This is a genomic window from Streptomyces sp. NPDC001220, assembly GCF_053597895.1.
Genome location: NZ_JBSFJE010000016.1, coordinates 1 through 12,191, shown reverse-complemented (window position 1 = coordinate 12,191; position 12,191 = coordinate 1). Strand labels below are relative to the sequence as shown.

Annotated in this window: 16 protein-coding genes, 1 tRNA gene and 1 pseudogene; 6 read left to right on the top strand and 12 right to left on the bottom strand. The window is 69.2% G+C overall.

Going from position 1 to position 12,191, the window contains the following annotated elements:
- Nucleotides 1–29 precede the first annotated feature (29 nt).
- Nucleotides 30–800, bottom strand: a complete 771-nt coding sequence (locus tag ACWDGI_RS33005; protein WP_450765372.1) for a 2,3-dihydro-2,3-dihydroxybenzoate dehydrogenase — start codon at nt 798–800, stop codon at nt 30–32.
- Nucleotides 801–852: 52 nt separating this feature from the next.
- Nucleotides 853–1,831, bottom strand: a pseudogene (locus ACWDGI_RS33000) (3-deoxy-7-phosphoheptulonate synthase).
- Nucleotides 1,832–2,638: 807 nt separating this feature from the next.
- On the opposite strand from ACWDGI_RS33000, the gene ACWDGI_RS32995 reads away from it, so the two are divergent.
- Together ACWDGI_RS32995 and ACWDGI_RS32990 are read left to right on the top strand one after the other, a co-directional pair.
- Nucleotides 2,639–2,711, top strand: a tRNA-Arg gene (locus ACWDGI_RS32995).
- Nucleotides 2,712–2,798: 87 nt separating this feature from the next.
- Complete coding sequence (locus tag ACWDGI_RS32990; protein WP_450765370.1) at nt 2,799–3,305, top strand: hypothetical protein; 507 nt, start codon at nt 2,799–2,801, stop codon at nt 3,303–3,305.
- Between the two features lie 68 nt (nt 3,306–3,373).
- Here the strand turns inward: ACWDGI_RS32990 and ACWDGI_RS32985 are convergent, their stop codons facing one another.
- The 9 genes from ACWDGI_RS32985 to ACWDGI_RS32945 form a co-directional block, all read right to left on the bottom strand.
- Nucleotides 3,374–4,525 (bottom strand): tyrosine-type recombinase/integrase, encoded by a 1,152-nt coding sequence (locus ACWDGI_RS32985; protein WP_450765368.1) that lies wholly within the window; start codon nt 4,523–4,525, stop codon nt 3,374–3,376.
- Nucleotides 4,525–4,707, bottom strand: a complete 183-nt coding sequence (locus ACWDGI_RS32980; protein ID WP_450765366.1) for a helix-turn-helix domain-containing protein — start codon at nt 4,705–4,707, stop codon at nt 4,525–4,527. The genes ACWDGI_RS32985 and ACWDGI_RS32980 overlap by 1 nt, the downstream gene beginning before the upstream one ends.
- A complete protein-coding gene (locus tag ACWDGI_RS32975; RefSeq protein WP_450765734.1) occupies nt 4,700–5,983 on the bottom strand; it encodes a replication initiator in 1,284 nt (427 codons plus the stop codon). The genes ACWDGI_RS32980 and ACWDGI_RS32975 overlap by 8 nt, the downstream gene beginning before the upstream one ends.
- 174 nt (nt 5,984–6,157) lie before the next feature.
- A complete protein-coding gene (locus tag ACWDGI_RS32970) occupies nt 6,158–6,406 on the bottom strand; it encodes a SpdD protein (protein ID WP_376352704.1) in 249 nt (82 codons plus the stop codon).
- A 25-nt stretch (nt 6,407–6,431) separates the two neighbouring features.
- Nucleotides 6,432–6,626 (bottom strand): hypothetical protein, encoded by a 195-nt coding sequence (locus ACWDGI_RS32965; RefSeq protein WP_450765364.1) that lies wholly within the window; start codon nt 6,624–6,626, stop codon nt 6,432–6,434.
- A 16-nt stretch (nt 6,627–6,642) separates the two neighbouring features.
- Entirely contained in the window at nt 6,643–6,834 is a 192-nt protein-coding gene (locus ACWDGI_RS32960; RefSeq protein WP_376352699.1) for a mobile element transfer protein, read from the bottom strand.
- A gap of 11 nt (nt 6,835–6,845) precedes the next feature.
- Entirely contained in the window at nt 6,846–7,517 is a 672-nt protein-coding gene (locus tag ACWDGI_RS32955; protein ID WP_450765362.1) for a DUF2637 domain-containing protein, read from the bottom strand.
- 92 nt (nt 7,518–7,609) lie between these two features.
- Nucleotides 7,610–8,965 carry an FtsK/SpoIIIE domain-containing protein gene (locus ACWDGI_RS32950; protein WP_450765360.1) on the bottom strand — a complete coding sequence of 452 codons (1,356 nt, stop codon included), beginning with the start codon at nt 8,963–8,965 and terminating at the stop codon, nt 7,610–7,612.
- Nucleotides 8,965–9,321, bottom strand: a complete 357-nt coding sequence (locus ACWDGI_RS32945; RefSeq protein WP_363014062.1) for an SCO3933 family regulatory protein — start codon at nt 9,319–9,321, stop codon at nt 8,965–8,967. Before ACWDGI_RS32945 ends, ACWDGI_RS32950 begins: the two co-directional genes overlap by 1 nt.
- 218 nt (nt 9,322–9,539) lie before the next feature.
- Between ACWDGI_RS32945 and ACWDGI_RS32940 the strand changes: the two genes are divergently transcribed.
- Nucleotides 9,540–9,905 carry a hypothetical protein gene (locus ACWDGI_RS32940; RefSeq protein ID WP_450765358.1) on the top strand — a complete coding sequence of 122 codons (366 nt, stop codon included), beginning with the start codon at nt 9,540–9,542 and terminating at the stop codon, nt 9,903–9,905.
- Between the two features lie 24 nt (nt 9,906–9,929).
- On the opposite strand, the gene ACWDGI_RS32935 is transcribed toward ACWDGI_RS32940, so the two are convergent.
- Nucleotides 9,930–10,718 carry a GntR family transcriptional regulator gene (locus tag ACWDGI_RS32935; RefSeq protein ID WP_450765356.1) on the bottom strand — a complete coding sequence of 263 codons (789 nt, stop codon included), beginning with the start codon at nt 10,716–10,718 and terminating at the stop codon, nt 9,930–9,932.
- A gap of 109 nt (nt 10,719–10,827) precedes the next feature.
- Between ACWDGI_RS32935 and ACWDGI_RS32930 the strand changes: the two genes are divergently transcribed.
- The 3 genes from ACWDGI_RS32930 to ACWDGI_RS32920 are packed head-to-tail and all read left to right on the top strand — an operon-like array spanning nt 10,828 to nt 12,117.
- Nucleotides 10,828–11,235 carry an NUDIX hydrolase gene (locus ACWDGI_RS32930; protein WP_365575355.1) on the top strand — a complete coding sequence of 136 codons (408 nt, stop codon included), beginning with the start codon at nt 10,828–10,830 and terminating at the stop codon, nt 11,233–11,235.
- A 46-nt stretch (nt 11,236–11,281) separates the two neighbouring features.
- Entirely contained in the window at nt 11,282–11,719 is a 438-nt protein-coding gene (locus tag ACWDGI_RS32925) for an ATP-binding protein (RefSeq protein ID WP_450765354.1), read from the top strand.
- Nucleotides 11,713–12,117 (top strand): hypothetical protein, encoded by a 405-nt coding sequence (locus ACWDGI_RS32920; RefSeq protein WP_450765352.1) that lies wholly within the window; start codon nt 11,713–11,715, stop codon nt 12,115–12,117. Before ACWDGI_RS32925 ends, ACWDGI_RS32920 begins: the two co-directional genes overlap by 7 nt.
- Nucleotides 12,118–12,191: the final 74 nt, after the last annotated feature.

The window sequence follows — 12,191 nt, the reverse complement described above, 5'->3', positions numbered from 1 at the left end:
GCATGGTCTTCCTCGTATCGCTTGGGTCGTCAGACGCCGAGACTCGCGCCGCCGTCGACGGTGAGGTCGTGCATCGTGATGTGCGAGGCCTGGTCCGAGAGGAGGAACACCACCGCTTCGGCCACGTCCGAGGGGCGGGCCAGCTTGCCGAGCGGTATGCCGACCCGGTAGGCGTCGGGCGACCCTTCGAGGGTGGCGGTGCGCCCGTGGCCGTCCTGCCACATGGACGTGAGCATCGGGGTCTCGGTGGAGCCGGGGACGACCACGTTGCACCGGATGCCGTACTGGGCGACCTCCAGGCCGAGGCACTTGGTGAACATGGTCGCCGCGGCCTTGGACGCCGCGTACGCGGCCATGTCCACGCGTGCCGTTCCCGCCGCGTTGGAGGCGATGGTGACGACGGCGCCGGAGCGCCGCCGGACCATGCGGCCGACCGCCGCGCGCGACATGTAGAACACGCCGGTGGTGTTGACGGCGAACGTCGCCGCCCAGTCCGCGTCGGTGAGGTCCCGGGCCTTCGCCAGGCGCAGTACGCCCGCCCCGTTGACCAGGTGGTCCAGCGGTCCCAGGGTGCCCTCGACGTCCGCGACCAGGCGGTCGGCCGCGGCGCTCGTGGTGACGTCGGCGGGGAACGCCCGTACCCGCAGTCCGTCGGCGGCCAGTTTCCCGGTCACCTCGCTCAGCCGGTCGGCGTCCTTGTCCACGGCGGCCACCGAGGCCCCGCGTTCCCCCAAGGTGCGGACGACGGCCTCGCCTATTCCGCCCGCGGCTCCCGTGACCAGGGCTATCTTTTCTGGCATAGCGAACAGGTCTCCTCACTCAGCGACTTTTCGACGACTTCTCAGAAGCTTCTCAGCGGCGCCAGGCCGAGGCGACCTCAACGGCCTGGCGGGGGTTGAGGCGCGGGTCGCAGAAGCTCGTGTACCTGTCTCCGACCGAATCCAGAAAAGTGCGATCGGCAACGCGTTCCGTGACATGGCCGGGAGTGGTTTCCAGGTGCAGGCCGCCAGCAATTCCACCGGACGCCGTCACGGACTCCTGGAATTCCTCGACCTCGCGTATGACGGTCTTCACGAAACGTGTCTTCAGACCGTCGGGGCCGGACTCGGTGTCGCCGTGCACCGGGTCGGACAGCCGGCTCACCGGGTGCCCGGCGCCGCGTACGGCGGCGACCAGGGCGGGGAGCTTGCGGGGTGCCGTGCCGGCGCCCATCCGGGCGATGAGCGTCAGCCTCCCGGGGACCCGGTCGGGGTCCAGCCGCTCGCACAGGCGCAGCAGTTCCTCCGGCGTCATGCTCGGCCCCACCTTGCAGGCCACCGGGTCGCGCACGGCCGCCAGGAGCGCCACGTGGGCGCCGTCCACCTGCCGGGTGCGCTCGCCGATCCACGGCCAGTGCGTCGAGGTGAGCAGCAGGCCGCCGTCGTCTGCCGACGCGGCATGGGCGGTTCGACACCCTGGACCGTTTCGGTGGGCCGGGAGCGCGGCTTGGCGTACTGGCCGGCGAGCCGGCGCCTACGCGCACCACCGGCGGGCCCGCGTTGACGCGCATGACACCCGCCAGGAGGTCGAGCACCGCCGCCTTGCGGGCGATGTCCACGCGGCCGTTCTCCGCCCAGCCTCGGCGCAGTCACCGGCCTGGATGACCTGGGTGTGCCCCTGCGACCACCCCGAGGTGGTCCGAGGTGGTCGTGCAGCCGGGTCACCTCCGCGGCCCCGACGAGCGGCGGCAGCGCGCTCAGTTCCCGCCCCGCCCGCTCCGTCTCGGGATGATCCCGCCAATCGGGTGCCGGAGAGCGGGGAGCGATTCGATGTGAGCGAGCTCGCTGTCCACCTCGGTTTCTCTCATGGAGACGAAGAAGGATTTCTTCGGCTGAACCCGTGAGCCGCTTTCACCGATTATCCAGAATTACGGAATCACCGCGAAGGGGGAATCGTTACTTCGTCAGGTTCCGGCGGGGCAGCGTCACTTCGTCCGCAGGTCGGGGCGAATTCATTCATACGGCCGGACACCGGCGCGGGGAGTTCCGGAAAGCACGGAGTCCCGGCCGCGTGGCCGCGCGGCCGGGACTCCGTCGATCAGGTGAGGGGGATCAGCTGGTGACGCCGCCGTCGACGACGAGGTCGTGGCCGACGGGAGGTGCACCGGCCACACACCTGCACGCGACGACGGTTGCCGGGCCACCCCCTGGAGGCTCCGCCGGGCGCGACCGAGGGCGCGGGCACGAGGTGACTGCGACACGGGCTTCCGGCGCTTCCGGCGCTTCCAGCGCTTCCGGCGCTTCCGGCACTTCCGGCGCTTCGGGGGTCTCGGGCGCTTCGGGAGCCTTGGGTGCTTCGGGAGCCTTGGACGCTTCCGATGCCTCGGGCGCGATCGCGGCCGACGAGTGCCGGTTCGGCCACTCCCTGTGGCACCGCCGCGCGATCGCCTTCGACACCGGAAGCCACAGACCTCAGCAAGGTCGACGGAGAGACCCGACGATCATGAAACCGGACCAAGGCATCAGCCTCGGCCCCACCACCCCGGTCTGATCCGCTAACCTGTCAGGGACCGCTCTCAGCGGCGGTCCGCATCCTTGCCGGAGCGCAGGCGAGTACGCACTCAGAGTATTCAGCCACGCTTCACGCAAGGCCCCGCCTCGCCTTCGTAGCTCAGGGGATAGAGCACCGCTCTCCTAAAGCGGGTGTCGCAGGTTCGAATCCTGCCGGGGGCACAAGGCAAAGGCCCCGGACCGATCATGGTCCGGGGCCTTTGACATCTACTTTTGACATCAACGGGGACGGAACGGAGCGCATCCGGCGTGACACGAGATGAGGCTCTCGACCGATTGAGGCAACTGGCACGAGCTCAGGCATTCGGACATCACGTCGGCTCGGACCGTCTCATCCAGGCCGGCCTCGACGCGCTTCTGGCCGACGTCGATGCCCCGTCGCTTGCCCTCCTCGCCGGCCTGGCCCGTCGTGAGGAGCATGAGGCACGGGAGCTCTTCGATCACGTCGTGGACGAGCTGGGGTTGGCATTCGAGGTGCCGGCCGACCCGATCGCTGCCAGGTGGGCCCTGGCTTACTGGTTGGCCTCTCAGATCGTCGACGGCTCCTTGGACCCGGCGACCGGTGCCGACCGCATCTGGGTCGAAGCAGCGTCAGAACTCGGCTATCCCGACCGCCTGCAACCCATCGTCGAATGTGCCGTTCAGCTGGACGACTGGAACGCCAATTGGAGCACTCCGCTAGAGCAGCTCAAGGAAGAAGTCCTCGTCGCCGCCCGACTGCTCATTGAACGTGGAGGACCCGAGTCCGCTCTCTGAGGACCACGGAGCCCCAGGACTGTTACGGCCTGGGGCTCCGCCTCTTGGATAGAGGGGAACGGCGTTGGTCAGCCTGGGCCGGGGCGCCGCTTCAACAGCTTGTCCATGTGGCTCATGGCCTCGCGCTGGGTGTCCTGCACGACGTGCGTGTACGCATCCATGGTGATGCTGATCTGGGAGTGCCCGAGGATCTCCATCACGACGCGGGGCGCGACGCCGGCCGCCGTGAGGAGAGTGGCGGTGCCGTGGCGTGCGTCGTGCAGGCGGATCACGCGGAGGCTGGCGGACTCGGCGACGCGCGTGAAGGAGCGATAGAGGTTGCGCGGCTCGACGGGGCGGCCGGTGCGGGTAGCGAAGACGTAGTCGGAGTGGTGCCACTTCTCCCCTGCCTTGGCACGAGCATCTGACTGCCGCATGCGGTGCCAGCGCAGGGGTGCGATGCAGAGGGCGGGCAGCGGGACGGCTCGGCGACGGCGGCTCTTGGGATCGTCGTCGTAGAGGACGCCGCGGCGGCGCTGGACCTGGTGGCGGACGTAGAGGACGCGGTTGTCGAGGTCGAGGTCAGACCACCGGAGACCGACAATCTCTCCCCGGCGGAGGCCCATGGCGATCGCAAGGACGAAGGCCGCGTAGAGCGGGTCCTTGCGGGAGGCTGCGAGGAAGTCGAGCGTCTCGTCCAGGGTCCAGGGGTGCAGTTCGGGCGTGTCCGTACGGGGCGGCTCAACGAGCTTGGCGACGTTGCGTGTGATGAGTTCCTCGCGGCAGGCGGAGGACAAAGCCGAGCGCAGAACTCGGTGCGATTCCTTAGCGGTTGCGGCGGTCGTCTCCTTCTCCAGGCGGACGAGGAAGCGGCGGACGTCGGCGACGCCGAGGGATTCGAGGCGCTTGGCACCGAGGAGGGGCACCAGGTAGAGGCGGACGTGCGTCTCGTACTTGTCGAAGGTGCTGAGCTTCCGTCGGGGCTTGATGACGTTGTCCAACCAGTACGGCAGCCACTCTGAGAGCTTGGCGGACTTGGTGGGCACGGGAACGCCCTGGTCCACCTTGTCGAGCAGCTCGCGGCGCTTGGCGTCGCACTCGGCCCACGTCTTGCCATAGGCGAACTTGCGGGCGCGGGTACCGTCCGGCTGGAGCACGTACACCGCGCACTGGAAACGGCCGTCCTTGCGCTTGGTGATGGTGCCGGCGCCGTTCGGGTTGCGCTTGCGCTGCTGGGCCATCAGGCGGCCGCCTCCAGTTCGTTGGTGATGTAGTCGCGAACGGCTCGCGCCGGGATGCGGTGGCACCGGCCGATGGTGAGCGAGGGCAGGCGCCGGGAGCGGATCAGGTCGTAGACCGTGGAGCGGCCGAGCTTGAGGCGGGCCATGACGTCCGGGACCGTCAACAGCTCTTCGTCAGCCATGTGAGGGCTCTCCTTCGGTTCCAGGGGCTGGTTCGAGGGATGCGGACAGCCAGGCTTCGGCGTCGGAGAGGCCCGTGCCGGCGAAGACCCAGTGCGCGAGGACGTACGTCGTGTCCGGCCGAGGAGCGGCAGGTGTCGCCGCTTGGGCACGACGCCATTCGGCGCGGGCGACGCGGAGAGCGCCGAGGGTGGTCGAGTAGCGGCGGGACTTGGTGGAGAAGTGGCCGCGGAAGCCGAGCATGTGGGCCCAGGCGCGAAGGCGGAGGTGTTCGAGGTCTTTGCGGGCGCCGAGTGCCCAGGCGGTTCGGATGAGTTGCCGGGCGTGCTCGCTGATGTCGAGCTGGGCGAGTTCGGCGGCGAACTTCAGCGGCCGGTCGAGAGCTCCCGTGGCGGTCTCGGCGCCCTTGGTGGCGTACTTGGCGATGTAGGCGGCGACGGCCCGTTCGGTCAGTTCCGTGCCGGTGTCGAAGTCGGCGGATCGGATGGTGCGGACGTCGAGTTGGCGGCCGAAGGCGAAGGTGTGGGTGTGTCCGTCGAGGGTCGGGCCGTCGACCTGAACCTTGGCGGTGGCCGTGCGGATGGCGTCGGTGAGGAGTTCGGCGGTGGCCCAGGGCGGGGGTGGGGTGTGACCACCCTCAGGGCCGTCGAGGCGGATGACGGCGTGGAAGTGGACTGCGCCGCGCTTCTGGTATTCGGCGACCTTGGCGAAGGAGACGCGGGCGTGGTCACGTAGGCGACGCTGTGAGAGGCCCGCACGCCTGGCGACCTCACGGCGGAGGTAGATCGAGAAGCGCCGCCAGAGGGCACCGGCGTGGGCGTTCCAGAGCACGGCCGCTTCGTAGTCGTAGGTGTCCGGGGTCAGCGGAGTTCCAAGGGCGTCATCGTCTGGGTCGTGGTGAGTGCCGCAGCTGCACGCACGGCCGTCGGAGCGGCGGTTGTGGACCGGCCCGAAACCGGGAGCGGTGAAGGTGGCGAAGACGCGGGGGTGAGCGGCGACCTGGTCCGGAGTGCCCTTGCCGCCCCGGAGCCCAGCCGTGATCAGTTGGAAGGTGTCGCGGCGGTAGACCTCGGCGCAGGCAGGGCAGCGGGTCGTGCGGCGGTTGTTGCAGCGGACGAGGAGTTGGCCGGCGGGCAGGTCGGCCGAGTCGAGGTGCTGGAGGATGCGGCCGATCTCTCCGATCGCGGTGTCGATGTCGTACTCGGTGCGCCGGCCGTCCAGGCGGATGGGGTGCGTGCAGCCGCCGAGCCCGGAGAGCTGGCGGAGGATACCGGGCAGGGTGCCGTCCGCGGCGAGCTTGCCGAGTTCCGGGAGTGGGGGCGGGGTGGGGCGGGTGAAGATGGCGATCTCCTTCTGATGAGCACTTCGGGAGGAATGGGCCTCCGGGGCGGCGGATGCTGGGGCGCTTCGTGCCGCCCCGGAGGCCGACCCGCTTGTGAGCGGCGGTGAGGTTCAGCGGCGGTGCTGGTCGCGGAGCAGGGAGCGCAGGACCACGGCGGCGACGGCGACGGAAATGGCCGTGACGGCGACCGCGGCAAGGAGCGCGGTGAGGACGACTCCGCCGACGAGGACGGCCGCGACGGTCTTCTGATCGATGGAGACCGAGGGGAGCGCGGGACGCCGGATAGGGGCCGGGTCGGCGGGCGCGTGGGTGTGGGTGGGCTGCGGGGTGGGGTTGTCCGGGTACTTGGGCAGGAACACGGCAGCGATCTCCTTATCTACTCGTCTAGTCATGTGAGCCGTTTATGACGGTCACGCCGCTACGCGTGCCGGATTCGATGGCGGGGGCGAGGAAGGTGTGCGAGAGCCAGAAGCCGAAGAGGGCGATCAGGACGACGATCCAGGTGCGGACGCCGAGGTACTTGACCGCGGCCCAGGCGAAGAAGCCGAGGACGACGACGAGGGGGAGGTTGAGCGTCACGGGGTGCGGGGTCCTTTCAGCGGACGGGGCAGCGGTGGGTGCGGGCGGCGAGTTCGGCGGCGGCGCGGCTGTCGTAGTCGGCGGAGAAGTTGCAGCGCGGGGCGGTGCAGGCGGCGGTGTGCTTCTCGCGACCGCGGCCGTCGTAGGCGGTGCCGACCTGGACGGGGCCGATGCGGGTGACGTTGCGGAAGCGGCGGTTGGCTGACATCGGACTTCCTTTCAGAGCTGGGCGGCGATGGCTTCGGCCATGGGCGCCGGAACGCCGAGACGGGCCCGGAGGGTCGGGGTGTCGATCGGGGCGCCGGTACGGGTGTGGTGCTCGGCGGCGACCTTGCGGGCGTGAGCGACCAGGGCGGCCGGGACCGGGACATTGGGGACCGCGACGACCGGAGCCGCGACGGGCGCGCGTTCCGGTGGTGCGTCGATGGCGGGCAGGACTGGGATGGACGGCTCTCGGGCGGGTTCGGGCTCGTCCTGCTCGTCCACCCGATCCTCGATCTCTTCGGCGACCGCGACCGTGGACGCACCGGGAGCCGAGTGGGCGAGGAGGGTGCCGCCGAGGAAGGCGACAGCGGGCCAGCCTGCGACGAGGATGCGTAGCCAGGCCGGGACATCGGCCAGGTCGAGGAGGCCGGCGGTCGCGACGTTCGCGCCGAGGGAGGCCGCGAGCGCGATGACGAACCAGCACCAGGCCGCGCCCTTGCCGGAGCCGGAGCGCAGCCGACGCCAGGCGGCGACGAGTAGCAGGTCCACGGAGATCGGATAGGCCCAGGCTTTCCAGCCGTCCTGTCCGGCGGCCGTGGCGACGTCGTGGATGTGGGCGAAGGACAGTGCGGCGGCGATGAGCGCCTGTACGAGCACCGCATCCACACGGGCCAGTTGGGCGCGCATGAGGACGCCTCCTTCCGGCTTCGGGCATGGGAGGGGTAGGGACGTGGCGCGAGGCGGTCACGCCGACCGCTGAATGGGTGCGGAAGCAGCGGCTAGGCCGCGACGGCCGGCGACTCGACTTGCCACTCGGGCACGTCGGGCCGGAAGGGCTTCAGCGTGGGTACGTCGGGGACCAGGTGCGCGGACTGGCGGCAGATGTCGGCGGCGGTGCCGAGGGACAGGTACGGGGTGCGGATGCGGGACCAGCCGCCGGACGTGTCCCCCGCGACGGCGAGGCCGGGCAGTTCGGGTGCGATGGCGCAGGCGGCCGATACGGCCTCCGGGGCGATGTCGCCGAGTGCCATCTTGGCGGAGGCTTCGTCGTTGACGCGGTGGCAGACGCGGCCGGTGAGCTGGGCGCGGAGCATGGTGGCGCCCTTGCCGAGTTCGGCGCCGAAGCGCTGTCCGCAGACCTCCAGGTAGATGCCGGCGGCGCGGCCGAGCTGGGCGAGGCGGATGAGCTGGGTGACCATCTCGTCCCGCCGTTCCTCGTCCTTGCGGGTGGCGACGAGGAAGAGTTCCGCGACTTCGTCGACGAACAGCACGACGGGCACGGGCCGTTCGTTCTCGGGGAGTCCCCAGATGTCCGAGGTGATCTCCTCGTCGGGGGTGCCGGGTGCGATGCCCTGCCGGGCCTTGATCAGGTCGTACCGGTCCTCCATCTCCTTCACGAGCACGGGCAGGAGCTCCGCGGCTTCGTCGGGGTCAGTGGCGAGGGCGGACAGGCGGGAGGCGAACGGTGCCAGCTCGACGCCGCGCTTGCAGTCGATGCCGACGAGGGCGACGTCCTGCGGAGCGAGCCCGGAGACGAGATGGCGCAGGTACATGGACTTGCCCGAGAGCGTGGCGCCGAGGGTGAGTTGGTGGGGAACGGTCCGGTAGTCGCGTACGAAGGGCATGGCGTCCTCCCGCAGCGCGACCGGGACCTTGAGGAGTCCGGTGTCGACCTTGCGAGGCATCCGGACCTTGCGCAGGACGTCGAAGCCGACGAGCCGCAGTTCCACGACCCCCGGTTTGACGGTGGTGACGTAGACGGCGTGGACGCCCCAGGCATGCCGCAGCCGTTCGGCCGAGGCGGCGACGTCGGCGGGTTCCTGCCCCGGAGCGAGGCGGAGACGCAGCCGTAAGCCGGTGGTCGTGGGCCGGATGATCCCCCGGCGAGGCGGAACGGGCCGCACTTCCCGCCGGGTGGTGACCTTGACGGCCAGGACCCGCAGCCGGGACGGGGCGACGGTCAGCCCGCAGGCTTCCATGACCGTGCCGTACGAGCTGAGCAGTCGGACGGTGGATATCGGCCCGCCGACCGCCGACCAGTACAGGGCCGGATGCTGGGCTCTGGTGTAGGCAGCCCCACCGCCGAGTGCGGCGACAGGACCACCCACCTCCAGAAGCGACACGAGATCGGTCATCAGGCCGTGGCCCCCAGAGCGGCCGGGAAGGCGGCCGGCGTGACGGCGGCGGCGCGGTAGGCGATGCCGTGGCGCTGCTGCCCGTTGAACACCGATTCCCACGGCCGGGCGACGAGTCCCGGCAGCGAGACCGGCGAGCCGAGCGCCAGCCCCTCGGACACACCGCTCTCGGGAACCGTGACCTTGATCAAGGACGACTCCCCGTCCTCGATGTACACGACGCCGATGGTCATCAGCGCCTCTCCGCTCACGGCGTCCTTGGCGATCTCGCCCGTCTGCCGGTCGCGGACCTTCGGTTCGGGGGCCTCCGTCAGCAGGATCGTCGCGGCGGAGGTCTCGACACGGATGGTGCGCACGATGCGTTCCTATCTACTCGTCTATACAAGATGCGATCTACGAACCCGACCGCCGGGGTCGCACGGATCACCCTGCCGCTCAACTTGCCCACTCGTCTATACGAGTAAGGCGTGTTGGGGTGTACGAGTTCGGAAGAACGACCACACGGCCCAAGCAGGACGGCCACAGAGGCTTGCCGAGAACCCCCACTGTCAGACCCCTCCGTCATGCTCCACCCATGCTGATTGCGACGAACGTTCGGGGGCACGCCGTTAAGCGCCCCTCCAAGCCGGCGATAGGCACGATGCTCGCGAACCTGGGACAGGGCGACCACCTGATCCTGGAACGGCAGGACGAGGACCGCGAGGGCGACTGGTACATCCAGGTCCTGTTCCGCGACAACAACACCTACCAACTGGAGTACCGGGACGGCGTCGCCGCAGAGCACTACCAAACCCTGACCGCCTCCCAGGACAAAGCTCGTCAAGCCCTGCTCGACTGGGCAGCCGACAAGCCGGGCTGGCAGGACTGCTTCATGTGGAACAACATCGGCGCCATGTTCGCCGCCCCGGTAGTTGAAGCCACGGATCACCCCAACGCCTAGCACCGCACTCCCGCCCATCTCCGATCAGGTCGCCGGGAGCTGGTACGACAGCACGTAGGCGTCTGCTGCCATGACCGTGTCGCACACCTCGACCGCCCGTCCTTCGGTGTCGAAAGCGGTCCGGATCAGATGAATCACGGGCACGCCGGCGGCGAGGTGGAGCGTCTTGACCTCGGAGGGCGAGGGCATCCGGGCCCGGATCTCCTCTTCGAAGTGGTCGAGGCGATGTCCCAGCTCTTCCAGGCGGGCGTAGATGCCGCCGGGACCGGGGTTGGGTTCGGCGATCTGGGTGCCGCGGGCGATGTCGAGGGGGAGGTAGGAGGTCGCGAACTCCACGGGTCGCCCGTCCAGCAGATACCGGCGCCGCCGGGCCAGCACACGTCGGACGGATCCGAGCCGGGCGGAGACATCCTGACTGGCCTTCTCTTCCTTGACCTCAAGGCTGTCGACCTGGGGGTGGCTGCCGGCGGCGTCCGCCTCCACGATGAACGCGGACTTCCCCTGCTCACGATGACGCCGAGCGAACCGGTCGGAGGCCAGGCGCCGCACGGGCGGCCGGGGCCGGACGAAGACACCCTTGCCGTGTTCGGCGTGGACCAGGCCCTCGCCGGTGAGGATGGAGAAGGAGTTGCGGACGGTCATACGGGAGACGCCGTAGTGCTCGACCAACTCCGCTTCGGAGGGCAGTTTCTCGCCCTCGCGGAATCGCCCGCGGTCGATGGCCTCGCGCAGGTGGTCGGCGATCTGCCGGAAGACCGCACGATCGCTCGTGGGGTCGAGATCACCGAGGAGGCCCGAAGAAAGAGGGCTCACGTGTGTACTCCTTTAGGTATCTAGACGAGTGGGCGAGTGAAGTTGCTACGGTGGAGAGCCTAGCCATCCGGGAGGGCCGAGGAACGTGAGCACAGAACGCCCGCACTCCGTGAGCGTCGCCGGGGTAGTCGTCGACGCCCAAGGCCGTGCCCTCCTGATCCAGCGCCGTGACAACGGCAAGTGGGAGCCGCCGGGCGGTGTCCTCGAACGCGAGGAGACCATCCCTGAGGCCCTGCAACGCGAGGTCCTCGAAGAGACCGGCATCAAGATCGCTCTTCCGGCGACTCTGACCGGTGTCTACAAGAACATGACGGGCCTGATCGTCTCCCTGGTCTTCCGCTGCGAGGCCGCCGACGGCACGCCCACGACCGGCGACGAGACCCGCGCTCTGCGCTGGGCCACCCGCGAAGAAGTCACCGACCTGGCCGACGAGGCATACGCGATCCGCGTCACCGACGCACTCGACGCGATGACCCCGCCGGCCGTCCGCGCCCACGACGGCGTGAAACTCGTCTAGCCCGAACCCGCTGCACATGGCGGCCTACCAGCACGAAGGAACTTGTATGCACGAGTATACGAGTACAACACGGGTCTGGGGACTGTCTTGCCCAGGTTTCCCGGAAGAGGTCAGCCGGGCCCGGCGCTGGACCCGCGACATCCTGCGCGACTCCCCTTTAGCCGAGGACGTCGAACTGATCGTGAGCGAGCTGAGCGCGAACGCGATCCTCCACACGGCCAGCGGCTGTGAGTCCGGCAGCTTCCACCTTGCCGTGGCCGTCTCCGCTCAGGTGGTCGCGGTATCAGTGACCGACGACGGAGGCGGGAGAACGGCGCCCAAGGTCAAGCAGGTCGAGCACCAGGACCAGGATGGCGAACACGGCCGCGGACTCGGCATGGTCAGCGCGCTCGCCCACCGGGTCGTCATCCATGAGAGCCAAGCCGGCCACACGGTCACCGCGGAGCTCTTCACCGGCGAACACCCCAGCGAGTTCCCATGCTGAAGCCGACGGGAGCTCCCGGATTCTGGTGCGAGTGCTGGACCCGGAACCTGGACGACGACCAGCCCCCCACACTCTTCGCCTCCTACGACGCCCACACCGAGGTCGAGGCGAACAACTGGGTCTCCACGATCCTGCGGACCATCTCACCGGCCCTCGACACGGACACCTCAGAGGAGGCATGGGAACGGCTCTACGACCACCGCGTAAACACACGCCGAGCCCTGCTGCACCGCGTGCCCTGGACGGTATCCGTGACCCACGCCCGCACAGTCATCACCTGGACTGTGAGCCCGGTGACCTACCTACCACTTGCGCACCGTCAGGGCATCGAACTCCCCTTGTGCGCATACGCCTTCAAGCCCCACACGCCCCGAACAACCGTGTCGGGTCTCAGATGATGCTTGACGATTCGGCGTCAGGTGATGCTTGACGTCTGACCTAGACATCGTGGCTTACTGGCTGCCATGACGGA

What these genes read in the sequence shown, in the direction of transcription:
- ACWDGI_RS32985 (WP_450765368.1), bottom strand. Translation starts at nt 4,525, where the DNA reads ATGGCCCAGCAGCGCAAGCGCAACCCGAACGGCGCCGGCACCATCACC.
- ACWDGI_RS32920 (WP_450765352.1), top strand. Translation starts at nt 11,713, where the DNA reads ATGCTGAAGCCGACGGGAGCTCCCGGATTCTGGTGCGAGTGCTGGACC.
- ACWDGI_RS33005 (WP_450765372.1), bottom strand. Translation starts at nt 800, where the DNA reads ATGCCAGAAAAGATAGCCCTGGTCACGGGAGCCGCGGGCGGAATAGGC.
- ACWDGI_RS32940 (WP_450765358.1), top strand. Translation starts at nt 9,540, where the DNA reads ATGCTGATTGCGACGAACGTTCGGGGGCACGCCGTTAAGCGCCCCTCC.
- ACWDGI_RS32925 (WP_450765354.1), top strand. Translation starts at nt 11,282, where the DNA reads ATGCACGAGTATACGAGTACAACACGGGTCTGGGGACTGTCTTGCCCA.
- ACWDGI_RS32980 (WP_450765366.1), bottom strand. Translation starts at nt 4,707, where the DNA reads ATGGCTGACGAAGAGCTGTTGACGGTCCCGGACGTCATGGCCCGCCTC.
- ACWDGI_RS32955 (WP_450765362.1), bottom strand. Translation starts at nt 7,517, where the DNA reads ATGCGCGCCCAACTGGCCCGTGTGGATGCGGTGCTCGTACAGGCGCTC.
- ACWDGI_RS32960 (WP_376352699.1), bottom strand. Translation starts at nt 6,834, where the DNA reads ATGTCAGCCAACCGCCGCTTCCGCAACGTCACCCGCATCGGCCCCGTC.
- ACWDGI_RS32950 (WP_450765360.1), bottom strand. Translation starts at nt 8,965, where the DNA reads ATGACCGATCTCGTGTCGCTTCTGGAGGTGGGTGGTCCTGTCGCCGCA.